Consider the following 22,655-nt stretch of genomic DNA (forward strand, 5'->3'; position numbering starts at 1 on the left):
ATGGGAATAGTGAAAAGGCCGTGATCAGGTCAGTTTTTAACCTAGTTTTTTACTTATGAAGAACAAGTACGTAGATATTCACAATCCCGTATTTTTTCCTTCAGTCATTTTGTTGATAGTTTTTATGGCTGTCACGATGATTGTGGGTGAACCCATGCTGGTCCTATTCGACTCCTTTAAAAACTTTGTGACAGAAAAGACAGGCTGGCTGTTTATTCTTGCGGTCAACGTGTTCATTATTTTCTGTCTTTATCTGGGCTTTAGCAAGTACGGATCGGTGAGGCTAGGAGGGAAGGATGCAACGCCAGACTTTTCCACCTCAGCTTGGTTTGCCATGCTATTTAGTGCCGGAATGGGGATTGGCTTATTGTTCTATGGAGTTGCAGAGCCAGTGTCGCATTATGCCCGCCCCCCTGTAGCTGACCCATTTACCGTTGATTCTGCCCAAGATGCTATGAATTTTACCTTTTTGCATTGGGGAATACACGCTTGGGCCATTTATGCAGTGGTGGCCTTATCCCTGGCTTTCTTTGCCTTCAATAGAAATATGCCACTAACGATTCGTTCGGTGTTCTACCCGATTTTTGGAGATCGAATTCATGGGTGGATTGGCAATGTGATTGATATTTTCTCCGTTTTGGCTACGATATTTGGATTGGCTACATCCCTGGGAGTAGGGGTGCGGCAGGTCAGTGGAGGACTGGCTCATGTCTTTGGTACGCCCAATAATGTCTGGATCCAAGTGGCGCTGATCGCTGGTATAACCGCTATTGCTACCATTTCTGTGGTATCAGGCGTGGATAAAGGAGTGAAAATCCTGAGTGAATGGAACGTTCGTTTTGCAGGATTGCTATTGATTTTTGTTTTGATATTCGGCCCTACTCTTTTTGTGTTCAAATCTTTCATACAGAACATGGGAGTGTACATGACCGAGCTGGTGGAAGTGTCCACCTGGACAGAGGCCTTTGTCAATAAAGGCTGGCAAGGAGACTGGACCGTGTTTTATTGGGCCTGGTGGATTTCTTGGTCCCCATTTGTGGGGATGTTCATAGCCCGGGTATCTAAGGGGAGAACCATTCGGGAATTTATCTTTGGAGTGCTTTTGGCTCCCAGTATTTTGACCTTTTTCTGGATGACTACCCTGGGTGGTTCGGCGATTTTCATAGATATGCAGGAAGCACTTTTGGGTAGCAATCATGAATTTGCTAAAGCCATAGTAGCGGATGAGACCACGGCCTTATTTGTCTTTCTGGAGAAATTTCCCCTGCGAATGGTCGGGTCGATACTAGGGATTTTGTTAGTGGCGAGTTTCTTCGTGACTTCAGCAGATTCGGGTTCGCTGGTGATTGACAGCATTACCTCTGGAGGTAAATTGAACACGCCTACTCCTCAGCGGGTCTTTTGGGCTACTACAGAAGGAGCAGTGGCGGCTGTGTTGCTGGTAGGCGGAGGGCTGACAGCTCTTCAGACAGCCACGATTTCTACAGGATTGCCCTTTCTGGTGATACTTACGGTGATGTGTTATTCGCTCCTGAAAGGCGTGAAAAAGGAATATGCACGTGATAAGCAGTTGACTGATGAGCTGGATCAGAAGTCCTATGCCAATCGTCTGACCAAAGTGATCATGAAGCAAATCGATAAAGACAAAAAACCATGAAGCCACTAAATAAAATTGGGATTTTTCTGGATCTGAGTGAGACAGATGAGTTTTTGCTCAGGTATTTTAAGAAGTTGGATGATGTTTTCAACTTTCATTCTTTGACTTTGGTACACTTTGTGGCGCTGGAAAATGACTCCGCAGATCTGGTGCACCTGACTGAGCAGCTTCCAAAGCCCTTGGAGGAGATTTTAGAGGATGAGGTTCTCGAACTGGTAGAGAAGGTTTTTGGGGAGAAAAAGTCCAGCATTCACGTGAAAATCGCCTGGGGAGGCAAGCTGGATACCCTAATCAAATGGGTGGATGCAGAGCAATTCAACTTGGTGGTTTTGGGTAAAAAAGAGAAACAAAATGGAACAGGTGTATTTAGTAGTAAGGTGATTCGACTCACTGATTCAGACTGTTTATTTGTTCCGGAAAATTCCAAAACTGAGTTTCAAAGTATTGTCTTGGGCTTGGACTTTTCAGATTACTCAGAGAAAGTAATCAGCCGTGGTTTGAGACTTTCCAATAACCTGTCCTCAAAGTTGATTCCTGTACATATTTTGAAAGCAGGCTTCCAGTACTTCCCTTACTTCAAGAATCAGGAGAAATTCCAAAAGAGCCTTCGTACCAAAGCCGAGAGCTCCTACCGGAAAATACAAAAGAAAACAGGTGTTCAGGAGGAATTGATCTGTGTGGAAGATAGTGAAAACCATATCAGCAAAAGCCTGTACGAAACCGCCCTGAGCCATCAAGCCAACTTGATCATCATGGGCAATAAGGGAATATCCGATGAGGATGATTTGCTGGTAGGAAGTGTCACAGACCGGATGATCTCTGCCGACCGTAAAATCCCTGTACTAATAGTCAAATCTGATTAATAAGCGGGGAATTCTTGTCTTAATCCTTTAAACTGATCTATCATTTCCCATTTAGGCCTGTAAAAGGTATTCAAAAGTCTGCCGCTCACTGTACCGTTTTGCAGTACATTTAAGGCTGCAGCTAAGCGCAGGTCGCCTTGATCTCCCCAGTTGAATTGAGGTGAATCCCCTACAGCGAAGTCAACCGGAAACCCATCGAAATAGTCAGCATTGCCAGCTGCATTAGCCGTGGCAAAAGTGATAGGCACCAGTTCAACTTTATTTTTTTGAAGGGTATTGCTATAGCGGGATAATGGAAATGAGCCTACAGGTTTGCCATAAGTATGGTCACCTATCAAGGTGATGTCGATAAAGGGCTCCAGGGAGTTTATGATCAGTTCTGAGGCTGATGCCGTACCTCTAGAGGTAATGAATACGATTTGACTTAAGTTCAATCTTCCTTTTTTCTCAAAAGAAACACTTTTCTGAAGGTCTGTTTTGAGGGCATTGAGTTTATTCACATACATCAGTTGACCCGAATTGCCGGACTGTATCAGGTAATTATTGATTTGCTCTGCCACGGCCACAGATCCCCCTCCATTGTACCGCAGGTCTATGATTAACTCCTCGATTCCCGCTTCTTCAAAAAACTTCATGGATTCGTCCACCTCAAGACTTTTGGTGGGGGATTGACCTGCGGTGGCCTTGAAGCTTTGATACACCCAATAGCCTACCTTTTTGTCCTCAAGTTCAATGATCTCCTGATGCAGGACGGAATTTGACTGGTATTCAGTTTTGGTATTTGTTCGTGTGGTGGTGGTACCGTCTGGTAGTCTGAAGGTAAAGGAGTTGCTGACTCCAGGTTCTGCCGCACCAAGTTGGAAATTATAAGCTCCAGCACTGTTTTTATAGCTAGCTATTGGCTGTCCGTTGATTTCTAGGATTTCCCAGCCTCTCTGCCAGCCATCTAGGCCTGCCGGTGCATCCTGAAAAACGAAAGTGAGGTAGAGCCGCTCAGAAGCATCAAATGCGAAGCCAAAACCGTGACCTGCATTCCTACCCACGAAGGCATCATTGAATGCCTCTTGCGTAGTGAGGTAAGAAAACCGGTCCAGGGGTTTGTAGATAATGGCATCAAGAAAGGCTTCATTGGATTCAAAATCGCCTGGACTCACACTAGCAGGCAACTCATCATTCCAAAAGTACCATTCGGCCATGGATTCGTAGATAGCATTCCGTACCTCATTGGAATCCGGATTGGGAACTGGATCATCCTTTTTGTCGCAGGAGCAAACTATTCCTAATAGCAATACGGGTAACCAAAGGCACTTTTTCATCTGCATGTAATTTGTCTTCTAAAGGACCTCTAGCCAATTTCGGCTTTATCAAAGCTGATCCGGGCCTATCCGAGTGTCACCCTTTGTGTCGCTTTTGACTTTTTCTCCTCCTTGTTGGCTAATTCAGAATAACTATTTACGAATCCTTTGGAGCTTTAGATGGATATATCGTAGACTTTTACAGATTTCCACATGTGGGAATACTTGTCGATGAACTCTAAATGAAGTGGATCAACTTGGTAAGCAGCCTGATCTTCCAAGCTATCAAAGAAAGCTGTGCAGCACACATGAAAGGAGTGATCTACTACATCCCGCTCTGCAGTGGGTGCCGGGGTACCTATAATGAATTTCCCTACATTTTTGCAACGGCCCAGCATGGGAACTGCATCTTTCATGAACTCTTCGGTGTTTGCCGCATCGTGAAGGTAAAAGTAAACTTGGTGAATCATTTTTTGTTTGGCCATTTCTTTAGCGATTGTGGTTATAGGTAAGACAGCGGTAGCACTTGCTACGCCGATGGTTTTGATAAAATTTCTTCTGGTTTTCATCTCAAAATCAATGTATGAATGAGGATTTATTGATTAAATTAATAGGCGTAAAAGTCCTAAATCTCCTACAATTTTAAAGATAAAAATTTAAATTGCTTTAGAAGGTTCCGGCCTTTTTATCTACTTCGAATTAAACTGAATTTCTTTTTTGAAAAGTAAACCTCTTTAGCATGAATTATAGAATTTTAGGTAAAACCGGTTGGAAAGTATCAGAAATCGGCCTTGGAACCTGGCAAGTCGGTGGGGGATGGGGTTCTCCCTTCGATCCCAAGGTGGCGGAGGAAATCCTGCACACCGCTTTTGACAGTGGAATTAACTTTGTGGACACGGCAGATGTATATGACGCGGGCCTGAGCGAAGCAGCCGTGGGAGAGGCTGTAAGGCAGCGATCAGAGAAAATATATGTGGCTACCAAGTGCGGCAGAAGAATACAGCCTCATATCAATGAAACGTACACGATTGAAAAGCTGCGTAGGCATGTAGAGGATAGCCTGAGAAATACGGGGCTAAACCGCTTGGATCTTATCCAGCTACACTGTCCACCCAGCTCGGTATATCAGCGCGACGAGATTTTTGCCTTGTTTGAAAAGCTGAAAGCTGAAGGAAAAATCGCTGCTATGGGGGTGAGCGTGGAGCAAGTAGAAGAAGCCAAAATGGCTATGGAATATGATATAGTCTCCAGTGTTCAGGTAATTTATAATATGTTTAGACTGAAGCCTGCGGATGAGCTATTTCCACTGGCCAAGGAAAAGAACGTAGGTTTGATTGTACGGGTGCCTCTTGCCAGCGGATTGCTAGCTGGAAAGATCAATGCAGATACCACTTTTTCCCATGATGACCACCGCTATTTCAATCGTGAGGGAAAAGCCTTTGACAAGGGGGAGACTTTTTCGGGGGTACCATTAGAAAGGGCATTTCCGGCTATAGAAGAACTTAAAGGTGTTTTTGGAGCAGAAGTTCCCTTGGCATCCTTGGCATTGAGGTGGATCCTCATGCAAGAGCAGGTGAGCACTGTGATTCCGGGAGCATCGAAAATATCGCAGTTGGAATCCAATGTAAAGGCAAGTGAGTTACCAGGCTTGACCCCGGGTCAAATGAAGGCGGTGCAAGAGGTTTATGATAAGCACATCCGCGAAGCCGTGCATCATCTTTGGTAACCAATACTATTCCAAGAGGATCAAAAAAATCCCCCAGACTTTCGCCTGGGGGATTTTCTATATCTTGACTCTAGAATCTTGGTTCTAAAATCTCTTAAGCATCTTTCTTAGCCATTCTGGTTCTTTCGCCTTCGTCCAAATAGATTTTTCTCATTCGGATAGACTTAGGAGTGATTTCCAGGTACTCATCCTTTTGGATGTATTCCATGGATTCTTCCAAAGAGAACTTTTTAGCAGGCACGATTCTGGCATTGTCGTCAGATCCTGAAGCACGCATGTTGGTCAATTTCTTGCCTTTTTGCACGTTTACCACGATGTCGTTGTCTCGGGAGTTTTCACCGATGACCTGACCTGTGTAAAGCTCTTCTCCAGGATCTACGAAGAATGTGCCTCTATCCTGTAGTTTTTCAATCGCATAAGCGGTACACTGTCCTGATTCCATGGAGATCAGGGAACCGTTAGTTCTACCGGGCATCACACCTTTAAAAGGCTCGTATGCAGAAAATCTGTGGTTCATAATGGCCTCACCTTGAGTAGCGGTAAGCATATTGTTTCTCAAACCGATCAATCCTCTTGAAGGGATTTTGAACTCCAAGTGCTGCAGGTCTCCCTTTGGCTCCATGATCAGCAATTCACCTTTACGCTGAGTTGCCAGTTCGATCACCTTACCGGCAGTCTCTTCTGGTACATCTACTACCAAAGTTTCAATAGGCTCACACTTCACCCCATCGATTTCTTTATAGATCACCTGAGGCTGGCCTACCTGAAGTTCGTACCCTTCTCTTCTCATGGTTTCGATCAAAACTGACAAGTGAAGGATACCACGTCCATAAACCAAGAATTTATCTTCCGAATCCGTTGATTCTACACGAAGAGCAAGGTTTTTCTCAGTTTCTTTCATCAATCTATCTCTCAGGTGACGGGAAGTCACAAATTTCCCTTCTTTACCGAAGAAAGGAGAGTTGTTGATGGTAAAAAGCATATTCATCGTTGGCTCATCGATGGCGATTCTAGGCAGTGCTTCAGGATTTTCCACATCTGCCAAGGTATCTCCGATATCGAATCCATCAATTCCGGTCACCGCACAGATATCTCCAGCAAAGGCCTCTTCCACTTTATTTTTACCTAGCCCTTCGAAAGTGTGAAGTTCTTTCACTTTTACCTTCTTGATCGAGCCATCAGCTTTCATCAAGGCGATTTGTTGATTTTCCTTGATAGATCCTCTTTTGATACGACCTATGGCAATACGGCCTACAAAACTGGAGTAATCCAGAGATGTGATCTGCATCTGAAGTGTACCTTCGTCGATTTTCGGAGCTGGAATGTGATCCACGATAGCATCCAAAAGCGGTATGATAGAGTCTGTAGGGTTTTTCCAATCAGGTCCCATCCAGTTTTGCTTAGCTGAACCGTAAAGCGTCTGGAATTCCAGTTGCTCCTCAGTAGCATCCAAGTTGAACATCAACTCAAATACGGATTCCTGGACTTCGTCAGGTCTACAGTTTTCCTTATCTACCTTGTTTACGACTACGATAGGAGTCAAGCCAAGGTCAAGTGCCTTACCCAATACAAATCGGGTCTGAGGCATAGGGCCTTCAAATGCATCCACCAAAAGGATCACACCGTCCGCCATTTTCAATACACGCTCTACTTCACCACCGAAATCGGCGTGACCAGGAGTGTCAATGATGTTGATTTTAGTGTCTCTGTATCGTACAGATACGTTTTTAGAAAGGATGGTAATTCCTCGCTCACGTTCTAGATCGTTGTTGTCAAGAATCAAGTCGTCGAACTGCTGATTCTCTCTAAAGATTTTAGAAGCATGAATGATTTTATCCACGAGTGTAGTTTTGCCGTGGTCAACGTGTGCGATGATCGCGATATTCCGAATATTCTGCATGGTTTGCCTGATTGAAGGCGCAAAAGTACAAATAATATTTCGCAGTAAGGTTACGAAATTATAAAACCTAATGTTAAAAGTCTGAAATACCGTGAATTGAAAGTATTCTTGATGCCATTCGCCTTCTGGCAATACGGTTGTCCGAATCAATTATGATTCATAAACAGCCTGTAACTTTTTGGTTTCAGCGATGGATCTATCCAGTACTCTTGGGATAAGAAATACAGAAATGAAACTCAGGAATACAAACACTAGCATAAAATAGGTGGCAATGCTCTGGAAAGTAAAAGCGAAAGAATAATCCGGATTTTTCAGATAGCGCATTCCATAAAGGTTGATCTGAAAGAGTGTGTTTAAGATTACAAATGCATTAAAGGAGCTTTTAAATGCTACATAGTTTTTAAGCTTTTTGCCGGTTTTTCCATAGGAGAAAAGCATCCCTAGAGTACTAGCAAAAAAGAAAATTGCTCCCCAAACGGGAAGACTTAGCTCATACCCAAACGGTCTTGTATTTACACTCAGCCAATACAGGATAAATCCTATGGCTGCCGGATAGATGATTCGGTAGCTTGTGAAAAACGCTATAAACTCCTCCCAGAAGAATCTGCGATAGCGTTTTTCTATACTCTTGGTATAAGACTCGGCCAAATCAGAAAACCCAAAGATCCCGAATTCGCTATGCACTTTTCGAAAAGCATCGTCAAGTGACATAGTTGGCTTTTCTTCCAAAAGCACTTCTACCTTACAAGCTACATGGTCCAGGATTTCATATTGCAAGTCGATTTCTGGATAGCCTTTGTAGGAAATCAGTTTTTTAAGGGTGTTGATTTGGGAAGGGGATAGTTTCATGCCAGCTGAGCTCTTTTGACTGTTCCGGAAAGTACTCTAAAGCCCGATACTAATAGCAGGCAGAACCAAAAAGTAAATGCATACAATAAGGTTTGATTGGTAAGACCTGTCCATTGCAACCATTCCAGCTGCAATACAAACTGACTTAGCATTGCTAGCATAAATAGCATGTTTCCTGCGGCTATGATTTGGGAGTTCTTGAGTAATCTTGTTCTGATCAAACCTAAAATTGCAACGGCAAGGAAAATTAAGATAAAGCTAGTCTTTAAAACCTGCTCTGCAAACTCTGGAGTATAGTTGGAAAACGCAGTCACAATGAACCCTATAAAATAAGTCATTACGATTACTTTAAATGCCAACCAAAAGGAAAGCATCTTCTTGAAAATTGCCTTCAGCATTCCCAGATGTGTTTGCAGAAGCAGAATTCTCTGGAATTTCTTCTGATTAAAACTGCTCAGTTTTTCATGAAGAAGGAGATCGAAGGATTGACCCTCGTCAAGATTTTCTTCAATTTCAGTAGCAATATGATCCACTAATTCTGCCCTTATATCATCATAGTAGATATTTCCGCTGGAAAGAGAGGATTGGATTTGGGAGATTTGGGAAGGGGAGAGTTTCATGAAGAATATGTTTTAATTCCAGAAACCAACTCTCTGGAGATTACGATTCTTATTAAGGAAAACGCATAGATGACCATCAAGAAATAGAAAAGGTAGCCAATGCTATAGAATTCAGAATAATGTTCCATTCTTTCAAATTTAAAGTATTGGAGATTCAATAGCGAATAGATTCCAGTGCCAACCACAAATCCCAACCTACTAAGCACTATTTGGTTAGCAGCCCTGACCGTGTTTTTATCCTTAAGGGGTAGGTTGAAGCGAAACAAAGCTCTGTCTTTTGTGAGTAGGATAACTAATGTAATAATTGTAATGACTCCAACCCAAATTCTTAAACTATTTTCACCTAGGAAGTAGGCAATAAATATTGAAATAATAACAGTTAGAAAAAGCCAAAGAGAACTGAGTAGGCCTTGCTTCCAGGGTTTAAAGATCTCCAATTGCAATTTGGTTACCTGCTTCGATACATTTTTCTCTAACTCCTTATTCATCTTTTTCACCACTGACGAAGTGAAAGTCTCATTTAGATTAGTGAAAAATGCTGGTGAGTCTTGCTGGGAGACATTTTCCAGTGTAGAGTAATAATGATCAAAAATCTCCTCATACACTTCTGTATAGCGGATATGAAGACTTTTCAGTCTCACGTGGATCGATGTGATTTCCTGTTCTGAAAGCTTTCTCATACCAGTGCGGTTTTAGATTTGATTTTCCAAGCTTCATAAATGCTCAAAGAATGCAAGACCATCAGAAAGCAAAAGCCTACACTGAGAAGATTTAGAGTGGACTCAGGGATCATATCTGTCCATCCAAATAGTCTGGGTAAATTAAGGAATAGGTTGTAAAAGTGAAGAGGGAAGACAATTGATAAGGTCAGTTTAGCATTGAAAATGGAAGTGATCTTTTTCACATGCTTGCCTAAAATATTCTTAATTGGCCCCATTCTCTCACGGTTTTGAAGATTTACTAACAATGCGAATCCAGCTAAATAGGCAAGAGGTAATCCAAAAAGAAGTACAATCTGAGTTTTAAATGCCAATAAATTGACCAATAAACTAAGGAAGGCTACCATAGTTATGGTAAAGATAAATCTAGGCCAGGTGAAATATGTTTTGACCACTTGCCATTGGGTTGAGCGAAGAGAACTACTGATGGATTTTTCCAGATCATATTGAAGTTTCTTACAGTGTGCCGAAGTCCATTGTCCTTCGAGTTCAGCTAACTGGGGATCAAACTCTGATTCCTCAAAACTCTCCAAGTGACTTATATAATGATCATAGATTTCCAGAAGAATTTCCGCTGAAGTTAATTCCTTGGCAGCGATGGCTCTTTTTATCTGATCTAGTTCCTGTTCTGTAAGTTTTCTCATAATTGTCACGCTTAAAAAATCAAATGTTAAAACCTGGTTTTAGATCTGGAGTCAGTATTCGCTGTAGGTTCTCCACGAAGCCCTGCAATTCGGACATTTTACTGGTGACTTGCTTTTGCCCGTCTTTAGTCAGGCTGTAGTATTTCCGCACACGGTTGTCCACCTGCTGGATTTCGGTGCTAAGCAATCCTTCGGCTTCTAACTTATGCAAAGCAGGATAGAGTGCTCCTTCGGTGATTTTGATTTCACCTGCAGTCAGTTCCTTGACCCTTTGAGTGATTTCATAACCATACATTTTTTCATTCTCCTCCAGAAGTTTGAGAATGATGGTTTGGAGCGAGCCTTTGATCAGATTGTTGTTCGACATGAGATTGCTGTATTACCTAGCTTCTTCAAATATATAAAAATATTATATACATAAGAATCTGAGGTATGTTTTTTCTAGGGTATTGGAAGAATGATAAGCTACCAAATTTTTCATTGAAGACTGAGGATCGAAGACGGGAGACCGAAGACAGAAGAGCCTTTGACCATGAATCTAGAACCTAGAGTCAAGAGCCAAGATCCAAGAGGATAAATCGAGAACCTAGTTTAAAGATTATGTCTGAGTGCTGAACTGTATCCCAACAGATCACTTGCTTTAAAAGCAGAATCCTAGGATTTACCTGCCACTAGCATATTGACCTCGGTCTCCCGTCTTCCAGCATTTTTCAAAAAACTCTTTCATTCTCACCCAATTTTCCACACTTTTCCAGCATGGACTACCAGCAGCTAATAGAAGAAGTGTACCAAGAGGTGCAAGCAGAGAATCTGAAAGGCAAAGTTGCCGATTACATTCCTGAGATTGGAAATGTAAATCCGGACCAATTTGGCATCGCTCTGGTGGATCTCAAAGGCAATGTTTACGGCGTTGGAGATCATCAGAAGCCGTTTTCCATACAAAGTATCAGCAAAGTCCATACGCTGACAATGGTTTTCAATGTGTTTAATTCCAAACTTTGGTCTCGGGTGAATGTGGAGCCAAGTGGCGATCCTTTCAACTCCATCGCCCAACTGGAATACGAAAAGGGTATTCCCAGAAACCCATTTATCAACGCTGGAGCCTTGGTGATTACCGATGCCTTGTGTAGCAAGTTCGAGCATCCAATTAATGAGATTACCGACTTTATCAATGAATTGGCAGGGGCAACCTGCGTGAAAATCAATCCTGAGGTACAGATTTCCGAAAAGAATCATGGGGAGCGGAATACAGCCTTGGCTTATTTTCTCAAATCCTTCAAAAACTTCAATAATCCCATAGATGAAGTGCTGGACGTGTATTTTTCGCACTGCGCCATGGAGATGAGTTGTGTAGATCTCGCCAAGTCCTTCTCTTTTTTGGCCAATGACGGCTACTCTATTTTTGCAGACCGACTGGTGTTGACCGAAAGTCAATCCAGAAGGGTCAATGCGCTGATGCTTACCTGTGGCTTTTACGATGAGGCCGGGGAATTTGCATTCAAGGTGGGTTTGCCTGGCAAAAGTGGAGTAGGGGGTGGAGTAGCCGCGGTAATGCCGCATAAGTTCAGCATTGCCGTGTGGAGCCCGGAACTCAATGAGAAAGGGAATTCCGTCAAAGCGATCCGAGCGCTGGAGTTGTTGACGGATAAATTGGCGTTTTCCCTATTTTAAAAGAGGGGTGGGATCTGTTAAATCACCTCCCTCGCCACTTTCATATGAAGATCATTCATCAGCATCAAAGCAGCTGAGCCGTACCACTCTTTCAGGTCCATTTTCAAAACCCCTGCTTTGATGGCTGGATCTGAGGATGTAAGTTCCTCTGCTTCCTCCAGGCTTTCCACTGCAAAAATGTATAAACCTCTTAGCTCTTCATTTCCAAAGAACGGCCCTGCCATCACGAGCTGACCATCTTCTGCCATTCTGTTGATATTGGCTAGGTGTCCTGCCTGTATTTCGCTGCGCTGCTCATCGGAATACTCGCTGACGCGATCACCTCGGTGAAGAAAAGCAATGACGTATTTTTTCATGCCATATTGATCTGCACCGACTTCCTCGGCCAATTCTGGTTCATAGGCGTCATTTTGGGCATGGGTAAATGGAACTGCAGCTAGAAGTACAAGTAGGGAAAGGAAGAGCTTTTTCATGGGTTTTGAATTTATTGTAAGATCAAGGCTACGGTGTCTGATTTGGTCCGGAGCTTGAGCCAATTTAAGAGTTTATTGGTATCGGAGGGTGTAGGTTTTTGGTTAAATTCAGCATAAGCCACCAAAAGGGTGTCTACCGTGTTGTTTTCCAGATCTGTGACCATGGAGCGGTTCATGGTGAATTTTTGCAGGGTAGGATGGTTGATTTTGGCTTCACGCGCTATTTCATTTCCTAAAAGCCGGACTTGCCCATAATTAGCCACTTCTTCTTCCAGGAGGGCGATTTTAGCATCCTTGTCTTCAATCAGTTTTTCATTGCGTTCATACAGGTCTTTTAGGATATCAGATCTCAGGAGGTTCATGTCTGTTTGCCCGCTTCCGCTTTGATTGATTCTGAGTTCGGTGTTTTCAAAGCCCTGTACTTTCGCCTGTTCCCTGAGTTTGTCAATTTCGGAAGAGGGCAAGACTTCTCCTATAAGATTGACCTGGATCATTTTTGGGTCTTGGGAGTAGAAAAACTCGGAGTTGAGTACTTGGGTTTTAGGGTACACAAATTCATTTTGGATAAAGGTCTTTGCCTGCTCCTCCCAGATGGAGCGCACCACGATCCCGTAAGCCAGGTACACGCTAGGGACTATGGTCAATATGGTGAAAACAGTAATATAGGTTTGGACCCGCTTTTCTTTTTTCTCATCCAGAAATTCCTTTTTGGGATATTTCATGAATCGTACGATCAGATAGGTGGATAGAGAGATGAAAACCGAGTTGATGAAAAAGAGGTAAAACGCGCCAATGAAGTAGTACAGATTCATGGTCGCCAATCCATAGCCGGCAGTACAAAGTGGCGGCATCAAAGCGGTGGCAATCGCTACTCCGGGTATGGCGTTGCTCTTCTCTTTTCGGGAGCCGGCGATGATCCCGGCGAGTCCTCCAAAGAGCGCAATGAGCACATCCCATATCGTAGGTTCGGTACGTGCGAGGAGCTCAGATTGGGCATCATCCAGAGGCGTAAATGTGAAGTAAATCGAAGAGGTAAGGATGGCTATAAATACCGCCACGGCCAGGTTTCTTAAGGAGCGTTTGAGCAGTTCGAAATCGTTGATTCCGGCGGCCATTCCTATTCCCATAATGGGACCCATTAGGGGCGAAATGAGCATGGCTCCGATCACTACAGCGGTAGAGTTTACATTCAATCCTACCGAGGCTACAAAGATGGCAAAGATCAGAATCCAAAGATTTGCTCCCCGGAATTCCACGTTTTTGCTGATGTATTCTATCGTGTCCAGCTCGTCTTCCTTGCCTTCCTGCAGGTCAAATCTATCTCGGATATAAATCAAAAATCGGAGTAATTGATTGTTTTTCTTTTTTCGCGGTTCAGGGCTTTCCATAGTTTTTCAGAAAAATATCGGGGAGCAAAATAACTAAAAACACGACTGCTTTTTGAGAATTGATCAGGTATTTTAAACCCAGAATTTTCTTTGGTAGGGAAAAAGACCTGCTGATTCTTGATAAAGTAAAGCTGGGTGTAGACGAGCAATGGGTTAGTAAGTTCTAGATGATATGAATTGATTTAACTATTTGATTTAAAATTAGTTAAAGCTAGTTTAGCTATCGCTTAATTTGTCTTGACTAATCTTTTTAGATATGGCTAAAAAAAATACAAACACCTTGATCTCCCTCCAATCATCAAGGATGGTTGTGCTTTTGGTTTTTGTCCAAATTCTAAGGAGTAGCTTTTCTGGCAGCAACTAGCAAGTTCCCGTTCACCACTTCTTTTGGCTTCAGTTTTTGCCAAAAAATCAGTCTATACGGATCTCCCACCCTAGCATGAGATTCCTTAGGCAATGGGATGATTTTCTGTTTTGGTTATTGCTTTGAACAGGGAAGTCTGCATGTAGCTAGGGAAGGGAATTTTCGAGGAGAAATTTCAAGGGCATGCAATTTTGGATCCTTGCTTGTAGCAAGAAGGTGTATAGCCTGAAATTTTCAGAGGAGAAATTCCGGATGCATAAGGGGAAAATCTGAGTAGCTAAAATTTAAAAAATTCCCTTGATTTTAGAGGGAAAATTTAAACGTTTTTTGGCTCTGGAATTACCTCTGATTTTATACCAAATGAGCACCATGAAAACCTTAGTCTTGAAAGTGGGATTTCATGCCCATACACAATACGCGGACTTTAAAGATTATATCAATCGTCCTTTTGAATATTTTACTTAATTTCGAGCCATCAGAAAGAGCGTATGACTGAAAAAGCAGATGATCGAAAGCCCCTGCTTTCAAAAAAAATAGATAAGTTTTTTGCCGGATTGGCGGATGCCTGGAACTTTGTAAGACGGTTCTTCAAAGAGGTGTTTGTGCCTCCTTATGAATTTAGGGAAGTGGTACAGCAGTGCTATAGAATCGGCGTGGAATCCTTGCCATTGATCGCCCTTACAGGTTTCATTGTGGGGATAGTATTTACCAATCAATCCCGTCCTTCATTGTCCGAATTCGGAGCCACGTCCTGGTTGCCCTCTTTAATTTCCATTGCGGTAGTTAGAGCCATGGGACCCTTGGTGACGGCATTGATTGCGGCAGGTAAGGTAGGTTCCAGTATAGGTGCGGAGATCGGGTCTATGAAGGTGACCGAGCAGATCGATGCGATGGAGGTTTCTGCGACTAACCCCTTTAAGTTTCTAGTCGTGACCCGGGTGTTAGCCACCACCTTTATGATCCCTGTGCTGGTGATGTTCACGGATTTTGTGGCTTTGATGGGTTCATTTTTAAGTGTCAATGCCAATGAGAACGTGAGTTTGACCACCTTCTTTGTGCAGGTATTTGAAGCAATCAGCTTTTTGGATATCATCAGTTCGGTATTGAAAGCGCTATTGTTTGGCTTTACTATTGGAATAGTAGGTTGTTATAAGGGCTATAATTCTTCCAAAGGAACCGAAGGAGTGGGGCGTGCGGCCAATGCTGCTGTGGTGATGGCGATGTTCCTGATATTTATTGAAGAGCTGCTGGTTCTTCAGATTGTCAACGCAATTCGAATGATGTAATCCATGGAAGAGAAAGTAGTTGAAATAAGAGGTTTGATGAAGTCCTTTGGGGATCTGGATGTGCTCAAGGGAGTGGATCTTGATTTGTACAAGGGGGAAAACCTGGTGGTTTTGGGGAAATCTGGCTCAGGAAAGTCGGTCTTGATCAAAATTATGGTAGGACTTCTCAAGCAAGATGAAGGTAAGCTGGAGGTTTTGGGCAAGGATGTGGCCAATCTAGGGGTGAGAGAATTGAATGAACTGAGGCTGAAAATCGGTTTTTCTTTTCAGAACTCAGCCCTTTACGATAGTATGACTGTGAAGGAAAACATGGAGTTTCCTTTGGTTCGAAATATCAAAAATCTCACTAGAAAGGAAAAAGACAAGAAGATAGAAGGACTTTTGGATAGCGTGGGCCTTCCTCAGTCCATCAATCAAATGCCTTCGGAGCTTTCTGGTGGGCAAAAGAAAAGGATAGGTGTAGCGCGAACTTTGATCCTGGAGCCAGAAATCATGCTCTATGATGAGCCTACAGCCGGGCTGGATCCGATCACTTGTATGGATATCAATAACCTCATCGTGCAGGTTAGAGAAGAATATAATACCTCTTCTATAGTTATCACGCACGATTTGACCTGTGCCAAAGTGACTGGAGACCGAATGGCCGTATTATTGGACGGACAATTCGATGCGGTGGGGACTTTTGAGGAAGTATTCCCAAATGCAGAAGACAAACGTATAAAATCATTTTACGATTATAATTTTATCAACTCATGAGAGGCGAAAATAAAAGATCAGTCATAGTGGGGATTTTTGTCTTTATAGGCATAGCAATTCTTGTGACCGGAATTCTGACCCTGGGTGGTCAGCAGAAAAAATTTGTGAAAGCTATTCAGCTTAAAGCCGTATTTGATGATATAGGCGGCTTGCAAGCCGGAAATAACATTTGGTTTTCCGGTGTGAAAATCGGTACGGTAAGCAAGATCAATTTCTACGGCGATGCGCAGGTCGAAATAGTCATGAACGTAGAAGAGGAAGTGGTGGAGTTTATCCGAAAGGACTCTAAAGCCACGCTAAGCTCAGATGGACTGATCGGTAACAAAATCATAGTCATCTATGGGGGGACCACCATGGCTCCGCCTGTGGAAGATGGGGATAGGCTGGAGTCTGTGATGCCATTGGACACGGATCAGATGATGGAAACCTTGCAGGTGAACAATGAGAATCTGGTAGAAATCACCGGTAACCTAAAAAACCTGACCAGCAAACTAGCTGAAGGTGATGGAATGGTAGGAGCGGCTTTGACGGACTCTTTGATAGCAGAAAACTTCAGAGCAATCGTCAATAACCTCAACCAAACCTCCGAAAACAGCAAACGGATGATTGCAGAACTTCAAAGCTTCACCGCCAAACTGAACCAGGAAGGTAATTTATTCAATGATTTGGTCAGCGATACCACGATGGCCACAGACCTCAAGCAAACCATGGAAAGTTTCAGACAGGCAGCTGCCAACTCTGAAGAAATGACGCAAAAGCTGAGTGAAATTACCGAGAAGTTGGACGATCCAAATAATTCTATGGGCATGCTGCTGAACGATCCTGAGTTTGCGCAAACCTTGAAAAGCACTTTGGAAAACACGGATTCTGCTACTTACAACCTGAATCGAGGAATGGAAGCCTTGGAATATACTTGGCCTTTTAACAAAGGATTCAAAAGAAAACAGAAAGCTGAAGCAAAGGAAAACAACTAAAAATCAAGCCCTGGAGAAATTCAGGGCTTTTTATTTGCTTTGATCAGGGACAGCGCCTTGTCCAATACAGGATCAAACTCACCCAGCAAGTCATCCAAATTTTTGGATACGGTATAGTCCGGGATCAATCCTCTATTTTGTGTTTCTTGCTGCTTAGAATCAGGGTATTGGATATGGTAGCGGGGCATTCCGATCTTAATACCACTTGCAGGCAGTGTAACTAACTGGGTGGAGCCAGCCACAAAACCCTCATACCTAGTGCCAGTCTCCTCGCCGATTACTATTGCCTTGCCATATTCTTTGAGATATCTGGCCAAGGATGCTCCGGCAGAATATGTCTCTCCATCTACTAGCAGAAAAATTGCGCCACCGAAAGCAAACTTGTCTTTCTTTGGGAAAGCATATTTTCTCACTTTTCCCTCCCAAGAAGTGGTGGTTTTCAGCAGCTCATCGCCTTCTGACTGTAGGATAAAAGGGATCATTTCATCAGCAAACTCATTCCTGCCTCCTGTATTTCCCCTCAGGTCCACCAGAAGTGTTGAGACCTCGCTTTCATGTACTTTTTTAAAAATATCCTCATAAAACTTAGGGGCTTTAAGCTCATATTTTTCTATGAACCTAAAGTCAAAAGTCTTCAACTTCAAAGTCGCAAGCCCATTAGTTATTTTCAGTTCGTAAAAGTCTTGTATGGACTCCTCCTGATTGCTATTAGCTCTATCTGGATATCTTTTCCGGTAGTTTTCCAATCTCACCGTACGAACCAATGCGGCAGTTTGGACGGTACGCACTGCGCTGTCATTTGATTTTTTGATTTCTAGCTCCAAATTCGGATCCTGACTGATGTAAAGCGTGTACATCCAGGCAAAGTTGGACTCTATTTTCGCTCGCTGGTAAGTGACTATATCTCCGTCAGAAGGGTAGCATTCGTAGAGTTCATTTAAAATCTCCTCGCTGGGCTTGCCATTTATCTGTACTATTTCGTCTCCAGGAGTAAATGCCCCTTCATTAGTCAAGTCTAACCTGATCAAAAGCCGTTTGTCTATCACCCAAACCTCAAATGGTAAATAAGGCAATCGATCCTCTACAATAGGCAGGTGCACCTCATCTTCCCAGTTCCCGAGTAAAAAATGGCCTTCATTGCTTAGCGCAGCTATTTTCGAGATGGTTTTGAAGTGGTCGAATGCATTAGCTTCTTCTGGAGTAGCGGAGATTAGCTGATTTGATTTTGCCACAAAATCCGGATTGTAAATTTCCAGAGCAGGATTGTAGGTTTGGATCTGTTTGATCAGAAACTCATAATCCTCAGTAGCTTCCTGAGCGGTATAGCTTGATTGGGACAGAGCAGCGACTCCTGTGGAGAGCGTGAGTATGATGGCTGAAATGAATTGAAACGCTCGCTTCATTGCTTTTGTACGTTAGGTTAATCCTGTTTTTCCTTTCCGTTGGTTATTTTCTCGTTAGCTTCTTCTTTTTCTTCACCGTTTGCCTGCATGGTTTCGGTATTATCCTGCACTGTCAAAACAGCTTTCATAGAAATAGGAAAGTGGTCCGAGCCAATTCCTTTTTCTACTTTTAGCCCGGCCAGGCCAAAGTGTTTACTGAGAAAGATATGGTCCAGTGGCCATCTGAATAAAGGCACCTTGGCATGAAAAGTATTGAAAAGCCCTCGTCCACGTCGTGGGTCAGCCATTTCCGAAATTTTGAGAAACAACTCCGTAGTATAACTCCAGGCGACGTCATTGAGATCTCCTATGACCAGGGTAGGTTTTTGGTTTTGCTTGGATTTTTTACCGACGATCAGAATTTCAGCATCTCTTTCAGTACTCTCCGTATTTTCCCCAGGTACAGGAGGAGTGGGGTGGATCGCATATAGGGTAATTATTTCCCCATTTCGAAGCTTCATATCTAACTCCAGCGAGGGGATTTCCTCATCTATGAGGTAATGAATTTCCTGTTTAAGGATTTCCAGTTTGGAGTAAAAAAGTAATCCATACGTATTATCCAGTGGGATTTTGATGCAATAAGGATAGTGCTTTTCAATGCTGGACATGCCATTTTCCCAGGCTTTGTCTGTTTCTACCAGGAAAACTACATCAGGCTTCGTTCCATCTACCAAGTTTACAGCCTTTTGATAGTTTTCATTGTATTGGTACACATTACCAACCAACAGATGAATACCCCGGCTTTGGTCAAATGGAACGGTTTCGATCATTTTTTTACCCAAGATGGTGAAAGGCAGGACTTTACCTGCAAGATAAATCGCGCAAAATAGCAAGGCTCCCATCCAGAGCTGTGGTTCGTATCCCTGAGCTTGCTCTAAAAACAACAGCCATAGCCCAGCTAAAATCAAAATGATTACCATTTTCTGTAGCCTTGGGTAGTCAAAAACCCGAACCCACCAGTAGTCCCATTTGACCAAAGGAAAAAAAGTGGCGAAGATAAAAAACGCACTAAAAGTCCTTAAGAGTAATTCTCCCATTTATTTTCTGATTTCTTATGTTATCTTAAAGATGTGCAAATAAGTCAATTATTGGCAAGACTTTAGGATCCATTCAAAATAGATGGAATTTCATCTGCCCATTTTGGGTTACATAATAGAATCTTTTTTTCACTTTAGCCTCACTTAGATTATGAGTCAAGACCCTTTCCAAATCAAATCTACCTTAAAAACTGCAGCAGGAGATCATACTTATTGGAGTTTGGAAAAACTTCAAGCAAATGGTCATTCAGTTAAGCATTTGCCCTTTTCTATCAGAATCTTATTGGAAAATGCCTTAAGGAATTTCGATGACTTCGCCATTACCAAGGAGCATCTGGAGACTTTAATGAACTGGTCACCCAAGCCCTCAGACAAAGACATTCCCTATAAACCTGCCCGGGTATTGATGCAGGATTTCACCGGGGTGCCAGCCGTGGTTGACATCGCTTCCCTGAGATCGGAAGCCCACAGAAAAGGTAAAAATGCAAATGAAATCAATCCGCTGATCCCAGTAGACCTCGTGATCGATCACTCTGTTCAGGTGGATTATTTTGGGACCAATTATTCCTACCAAAAAAATGTAGAGGTAGAATATGAGCGGAATTCAGAGCGCTATAAGTTCTTGAAATGGGCACAAAAAACCTTTAATAATTTTTCTGTGGTACCTCCGGGAATGGGGATTTGCCATCAGGTCAATCTAGAGTATTTGGCTCAGGGAGTGATCAAGCGCGACGGAATGGTATTTCCGGACACCCTAGTCGGGACTGATTCGCATACCCCAATGGTCAATGGTATTGGCGTAGTGGGATGGGGAGTAGGAGGCATAGAAGCAGAGGCAGCCATTCTCGGTCAGCCGATTTACTTTATCATGCCAGAGGTGGTTGGTTTGAAGCTGACCGGAGAATTACCGGCAGGTACCACTGCTACGGATATGGTGTTGACCATTACCGAATTGCTGAGAAAGCATGGTGTAGTGGGTAAATTTGTAGAAGTCTATGGCCCGGGCTTGGATCACCTTTCAGTGCCGGATCGTGCCACCATATCAAACATGTCTCCGGAGTTTGGGTGTACAGTCACCTATTTCCCCATTGATGACCGCACTTTGGATTATATGGGCAAAACCAATAGATCTGAAGAACAGATTAAGCTGGTGGAGGATTACTGCAAGGCGAATATGCTTTGGAGAAAGGACGAAGACCTGATCCAGTACAGCTCTGTAGTAGAACTTGATTTGGGTACGGTGGAATCTACTGTTTCTGGACCAAAACGTCCGCAGGATAAGATATTGGTGAGAAACTTCAAGCCGAAATTTGAAGAATTACTTCAGTCCGTGCATGGCCGGGAATACATCCCCATAGATAAAAGAGAGCAAGTAGCCCGTTTTGTAGAAGAAGGGGGAGGGCAAACTGAAGATCAATCCCATGAAAAAGCTCCTGCAGAAACCGAAATCAAAACTCAGGTCAAAAATGGTTTGAAGACGGTTTCAGTGAAGCTTCATAACGAAAAATTTGAATTATATGACGGGTCTATAGTTATCGCTGCGATTACTTCCTGTACCAATACATCCAATCCTTCGGTGATGCTGGGAGCAGGTTTGGTAGCGAGGAAAGCCAGAGAACTCGGACTGGACGTGAAGCCTTGGGTAAAAACATCTCTTGCACCTGGATCAAAAGTAGTGACGGATTACTTGGAAAAATCCGAGCTTTTGGAAGACCTGGAGGCTTTGAAATTCCATACCGTAGGCTATGGGTGTACTTCCTGTATAGGCAATTCGGGGCCACTTCCTAGGCATATTGCGCAGGCTGTGGAGGACAATGACCTGGTGGTCGCTTCAGTGCTGTCCGGAAACAGGAACTTTGAGGCCAGAGTACATCCTCAGGTGAAGATGAACTACCTGATGTCACCTATGCTGGTGGTGGTGTATGCCATTGCAGGGCGTGTAGATGTGGATTTATACAACGAGCCGATTGGTTATGATCCGAACCTGGAGCCGGTTTATATGAAGGATATTTGGCCTACCAATGAAGAAATAGCAGAAGTAGCTCGTAAAGTTTTGACTCCTGGAGATTATCAGAAAAACTACGGGGAAATTTTCGAAGGAAATGAAATTTGGAGAGAACTGCAATCCGGTGAAGGTGAGATTTACCCTTGGGATGAAAAAAGCACCTACATCAAGGAAGCGCCTTTTTTCAAAGGAATTTCTGTAGATGTGCCTGAGCCAAAAGATATACAGAATGCCAGGGTGCTTTTGAAATTGGGGGATTCCATCACCACAGACCATATTTCACCTGCGGGTTCTTTCAGACCTGATACCCCTGCTGGAAAATACCTCAATGGAAGAGGGGTGGAGCGACCTGATTTCAACTCCTATGGTTCCCGGAGAGGTAATGACGAAGTGATGGTGCGAGGCACCTTTGCCAATGTACGGATCAAAAACCAGCTGAGTACTCAGGAAGGGGGATACACCACCTACATTCCTACCAATGAAGAAATGTCTGTTTTTGAGGCTTCGGAAAAATATCAGGCAGCAAATGTTCCTTTGGTAGTGTTGGCCGGCAAGGAATACGGTTCTGGATCCTCTAGAGACTGGGCAGCAAAAGGTACCAACCTGCTAGGAATTAAAGCAGTGATCGCTGAAAGTTACGAACGGATTCACCGTAGCAATCTGGTAGGAATGGGAGTGCTGCCACTTCAATTTATGCCAGGGGAAAATGCAGATAGTCTAGGCCTAACCGGTAAAGAGGAGTTCAGTATTTCAGGAATTGAATCTGGTTTAACTCCCTCGCAGAAGTTTGATGTGCTGGTTAAGTCTGAGACGGGAGAGAAGAAAATTCAGGTCGTATCCCGTTTGGATTCAGCTGTAGAAATTGCTTATTACAAGCATGGAGGGATATTGAATTATGTGTTGCGGGACTTCCTGAAGGATTAAAATAGTTGGGTGTATGATGTCGGGTGACCGATGTGGAAATCCTTAGTTTTGATAGTTGTAAT

General features: G+C 43.2%; 20 protein-coding genes. 8 read left to right on the forward strand and 12 right to left on the reverse strand.

Features of this window, described 5'->3' with window-relative positions:
- Positions 1–55: 55 nt before the first annotated feature.
- Entirely contained in the window at positions 56–1,657 is a 1,602-nt protein-coding gene (locus PBT90_RS03385; protein ID WP_264808963.1) for a BCCT family transporter, read from the forward strand.
- Positions 1,654–2,520, forward strand: coding sequence for a universal stress protein (locus PBT90_RS03390; RefSeq protein ID WP_270131591.1), 867 nt, complete (start codon positions 1,654–1,656; stop codon positions 2,518–2,520). The genes PBT90_RS03385 and PBT90_RS03390 overlap by 4 nt, the downstream gene beginning before the upstream one ends.
- On the opposite strand, the gene PBT90_RS03395 is transcribed toward PBT90_RS03390, so the two are convergent.
- A complete protein-coding gene (locus tag PBT90_RS03395) occupies positions 2,517–3,836 on the reverse strand; it encodes a S41 family peptidase (RefSeq protein ID WP_270131594.1) in 1,320 nt (439 codons plus the stop codon). The genes PBT90_RS03390 and PBT90_RS03395 overlap by 4 nt on opposite strands.
- 155 nt (positions 3,837–3,991) lie before the next feature.
- On the reverse strand, positions 3,992–4,300 hold the full coding sequence (locus PBT90_RS03400) for a Dabb family protein (protein ID WP_270131596.1): 309 nt from the start codon (positions 4,298–4,300) through the stop codon (positions 3,992–3,994).
- A gap of 254 nt (positions 4,301–4,554) precedes the next feature.
- On the opposite strand from PBT90_RS03400, the gene PBT90_RS03405 reads away from it, so the two are divergent.
- On the forward strand, positions 4,555–5,541 hold the full coding sequence (locus tag PBT90_RS03405; RefSeq protein WP_270131598.1) for an aldo/keto reductase: 987 nt from the start codon (positions 4,555–4,557) through the stop codon (positions 5,539–5,541).
- Between the two features lie 94 nt (positions 5,542–5,635).
- Here PBT90_RS03405 and typA read toward each other — a convergent pair whose 3' ends face one another.
- The 6 genes from typA to PBT90_RS03435 form a co-directional block, all read right to left on the reverse strand.
- A complete protein-coding gene (typA, locus tag PBT90_RS03410; protein ID WP_264808970.1) occupies positions 5,636–7,441 on the reverse strand; it encodes a translational GTPase TypA in 1,806 nt (601 codons plus the stop codon).
- Between the two features lie 150 nt (positions 7,442–7,591).
- Positions 7,592–8,290, reverse strand: a complete 699-nt coding sequence (locus PBT90_RS03415; protein WP_264808971.1) for a hypothetical protein — start codon at positions 8,288–8,290, stop codon at positions 7,592–7,594.
- Positions 8,287–8,910: a hypothetical protein gene (locus PBT90_RS03420; protein WP_264808973.1), complete on the reverse strand. Its 624-nt coding sequence runs from the start codon at positions 8,908–8,910 to the stop codon at positions 8,287–8,289. Before PBT90_RS03420 ends, PBT90_RS03415 begins: the two co-directional genes overlap by 4 nt.
- Positions 8,907–9,590 (reverse strand): hypothetical protein, encoded by a 684-nt coding sequence (locus tag PBT90_RS03425; protein ID WP_264808975.1) that lies wholly within the window; start codon positions 9,588–9,590, stop codon positions 8,907–8,909. Before PBT90_RS03425 ends, PBT90_RS03420 begins: the two co-directional genes overlap by 4 nt.
- Positions 9,587–10,273, reverse strand: coding sequence for a hypothetical protein (locus tag PBT90_RS03430; protein WP_264808976.1), 687 nt, complete (start codon positions 10,271–10,273; stop codon positions 9,587–9,589). The genes PBT90_RS03425 and PBT90_RS03430 overlap by 4 nt, the downstream gene beginning before the upstream one ends.
- Positions 10,274–10,292: 19 nt before the next feature.
- Complete coding sequence (locus PBT90_RS03435; protein WP_091694647.1) at positions 10,293–10,640, reverse strand: PadR family transcriptional regulator; 348 nt, start codon at positions 10,638–10,640, stop codon at positions 10,293–10,295.
- 389 nt (positions 10,641–11,029) lie between these two features.
- Between PBT90_RS03435 and PBT90_RS03440 the strand changes: the two genes are divergently transcribed.
- Entirely contained in the window at positions 11,030–11,944 is a 915-nt protein-coding gene (locus tag PBT90_RS03440; protein WP_264808978.1) for a glutaminase, read from the forward strand.
- Between the two features lie 17 nt (positions 11,945–11,961).
- Here the strand turns inward: PBT90_RS03440 and PBT90_RS03445 are convergent, their stop codons facing one another.
- On the reverse strand, positions 11,962–12,417 hold the full coding sequence (locus tag PBT90_RS03445) for a YciI family protein (protein WP_264808979.1): 456 nt from the start codon (positions 12,415–12,417) through the stop codon (positions 11,962–11,964).
- An 11-nt stretch (positions 12,418–12,428) separates the two neighbouring features.
- The gene (locus PBT90_RS03450; RefSeq protein ID WP_264808981.1) at positions 12,429–13,805 is read right to left on the reverse strand and encodes a TIGR00341 family protein; all 1,377 of its coding nucleotides are present in this window, start codon (positions 13,803–13,805) and stop codon (positions 12,429–12,431) included.
- Positions 13,806–14,657: 852 nt separating this feature from the next.
- On the opposite strand from PBT90_RS03450, the gene PBT90_RS03455 reads away from it, so the two are divergent.
- Genes PBT90_RS03455 through PBT90_RS03465 form a run of 3 tightly spaced genes read left to right on the forward strand, consistent with a single transcriptional unit; the run spans position 14,658 to position 17,185 of the window.
- Entirely contained in the window at positions 14,658–15,455 is a 798-nt protein-coding gene (locus PBT90_RS03455; protein ID WP_264808982.1) for an MlaE family ABC transporter permease, read from the forward strand.
- Positions 15,456–15,458: 3 nt separating this feature from the next.
- A complete protein-coding gene (locus PBT90_RS03460; RefSeq protein ID WP_264808983.1) occupies positions 15,459–16,211 on the forward strand; it encodes an ABC transporter ATP-binding protein in 753 nt (250 codons plus the stop codon).
- Positions 16,208–17,185, forward strand: coding sequence for an MlaD family protein (locus tag PBT90_RS03465; RefSeq protein ID WP_270131607.1), 978 nt, complete (start codon positions 16,208–16,210; stop codon positions 17,183–17,185). Before PBT90_RS03460 ends, PBT90_RS03465 begins: the two co-directional genes overlap by 4 nt.
- 20 nt (positions 17,186–17,205) lie before the next feature.
- Here PBT90_RS03465 and PBT90_RS03470 read toward each other — a convergent pair whose 3' ends face one another.
- Together PBT90_RS03470 and PBT90_RS03475 are read right to left on the reverse strand one after the other, a co-directional pair.
- The gene (locus tag PBT90_RS03470; RefSeq protein ID WP_270131609.1) at positions 17,206–18,588 is read right to left on the reverse strand and encodes a S41 family peptidase; all 1,383 of its coding nucleotides are present in this window, start codon (positions 18,586–18,588) and stop codon (positions 17,206–17,208) included.
- A 17-nt stretch (positions 18,589–18,605) separates the two neighbouring features.
- Positions 18,606–19,664, reverse strand: coding sequence for an endonuclease/exonuclease/phosphatase family protein (locus PBT90_RS03475; protein ID WP_270131611.1), 1,059 nt, complete (start codon positions 19,662–19,664; stop codon positions 18,606–18,608).
- Between the two features lie 151 nt (positions 19,665–19,815).
- Between PBT90_RS03475 and acnA the strand changes: the two genes are divergently transcribed.
- Positions 19,816–22,593: an aconitate hydratase AcnA gene (acnA, locus tag PBT90_RS03480; protein ID WP_270131613.1), complete on the forward strand. Its 2,778-nt coding sequence runs from the start codon at positions 19,816–19,818 to the stop codon at positions 22,591–22,593.
- The last annotated feature ends 62 nt before the right edge of the window (positions 22,594–22,655 follow it).

This window comes from Algoriphagus sp. TR-M9 (assembly GCF_027594545.1).
Taxonomy (GTDB): Bacteria; Bacteroidota; Bacteroidia; order Cytophagales; family Cyclobacteriaceae; genus Algoriphagus; species Algoriphagus halophytocola.

Excerpts from the sequence above, each read along its gene's own strand:
- PBT90_RS03385 (WP_264808963.1), top strand. The coding sequence starts at position 56 with ATGAAGAACAAGTACGTAGATATTCACAATCCCGTATTTTTTCCTTCA.
- PBT90_RS03390 (WP_270131591.1), top strand. The coding sequence starts at position 1,654 with ATGAAGCCACTAAATAAAATTGGGATTTTTCTGGATCTGAGTGAGACA.
- PBT90_RS03395 (WP_270131594.1), bottom strand. The coding sequence starts at position 3,836 with ATGAAAAAGTGCCTTTGGTTACCCGTATTGCTATTAGGAATAGTTTGC.
- PBT90_RS03400 (WP_270131596.1), bottom strand. The coding sequence starts at position 4,300 with ATGGCCAAACAAAAAATGATTCACCAAGTTTACTTTTACCTTCACGAT.
- PBT90_RS03405 (WP_270131598.1), top strand. The coding sequence starts at position 4,555 with ATGAATTATAGAATTTTAGGTAAAACCGGTTGGAAAGTATCAGAAATC.
- typA (WP_264808970.1), bottom strand. The coding sequence starts at position 7,441 with ATGCAGAATATTCGGAATATCGCGATCATCGCACACGTTGACCACGGC.
- PBT90_RS03415 (WP_264808971.1), bottom strand. The coding sequence starts at position 8,290 with ATGAAACTATCCCCTTCCCAAATCAACACCCTTAAAAAACTGATTTCC.
- PBT90_RS03420 (WP_264808973.1), bottom strand. The coding sequence starts at position 8,910 with ATGAAACTCTCCCCTTCCCAAATCTCCCAAATCCAATCCTCTCTTTCC.
- PBT90_RS03425 (WP_264808975.1), bottom strand. The coding sequence starts at position 9,590 with ATGAGAAAGCTTTCAGAACAGGAAATCACATCGATCCACGTGAGACTG.
- PBT90_RS03430 (WP_264808976.1), bottom strand. The coding sequence starts at position 10,273 with ATGAGAAAACTTACAGAACAGGAACTAGATCAGATAAAAAGAGCCATC.
- PBT90_RS03435 (WP_091694647.1), bottom strand. The coding sequence starts at position 10,640 with ATGTCGAACAACAATCTGATCAAAGGCTCGCTCCAAACCATCATTCTC.
- PBT90_RS03440 (WP_264808978.1), top strand. The coding sequence starts at position 11,030 with ATGGACTACCAGCAGCTAATAGAAGAAGTGTACCAAGAGGTGCAAGCA.
- PBT90_RS03445 (WP_264808979.1), bottom strand. The coding sequence starts at position 12,417 with ATGAAAAAGCTCTTCCTTTCCCTACTTGTACTTCTAGCTGCAGTTCCA.
- PBT90_RS03450 (WP_264808981.1), bottom strand. The coding sequence starts at position 13,805 with ATGGAAAGCCCTGAACCGCGAAAAAAGAAAAACAATCAATTACTCCGA.
- PBT90_RS03455 (WP_264808982.1), top strand. The coding sequence starts at position 14,658 with ATGACTGAAAAAGCAGATGATCGAAAGCCCCTGCTTTCAAAAAAAATA.
- PBT90_RS03460 (WP_264808983.1), top strand. The coding sequence starts at position 15,459 with ATGGAAGAGAAAGTAGTTGAAATAAGAGGTTTGATGAAGTCCTTTGGG.
- PBT90_RS03465 (WP_270131607.1), top strand. The coding sequence starts at position 16,208 with ATGAGAGGCGAAAATAAAAGATCAGTCATAGTGGGGATTTTTGTCTTT.
- PBT90_RS03470 (WP_270131609.1), bottom strand. The coding sequence starts at position 18,588 with ATGAAGCGAGCGTTTCAATTCATTTCAGCCATCATACTCACGCTCTCC.
- PBT90_RS03475 (WP_270131611.1), bottom strand. The coding sequence starts at position 19,664 with ATGGGAGAATTACTCTTAAGGACTTTTAGTGCGTTTTTTATCTTCGCC.
- acnA (WP_270131613.1), top strand. The coding sequence starts at position 19,816 with ATGAGTCAAGACCCTTTCCAAATCAAATCTACCTTAAAAACTGCAGCA.